General features: G+C 32.4%; 1 protein-coding gene. It reads right to left on the bottom strand.

All coding sequences use genetic code 11. The features are described from left to right. The coding region (locus J8281_RS19375; RefSeq protein WP_210199280.1) for a DUF1080 domain-containing protein at positions 1–327 on the bottom strand (327 nt) is incomplete at both ends.

Genomic DNA, 327 nt, shown 5'->3' with positions numbered 1-327 from the left:
ATCCAAGTTTTAATAGTATCTGCGATAGCTTCAACACGATAATGATTCCATTCATTTTGTTTAAAAGCTTTTTGCGCCTTGGTGTTATTTTCTAGAGGATGCAGCCATTTACGTCTTTTTTCATCATATATACCTCCACTCCAAGCTCTATTGGAAGGATCTATCTCTATTTGATAACCATGAACTATTCCATCTCTGTAATATGGCAACGTATTGCTTCTTATTTGAATACCAGAATTCATGGTAGAATCTACCTTAAAATCAATCTCAAAAATAAAATCTCCATAGATTTTATCTGTACTTAAAAACGTATTTGGTGTATTTGCA

It is taken from the genome of Aquimarina sp. U1-2, assembly GCF_017897595.1.
Classification (GTDB): Bacteria; Bacteroidota; Bacteroidia; order Flavobacteriales; family Flavobacteriaceae; genus Aquimarina.
Note: the sequence above shows the minus strand (reverse complement) of the source record. Positions and strands in the feature narration are given on the sequence as shown.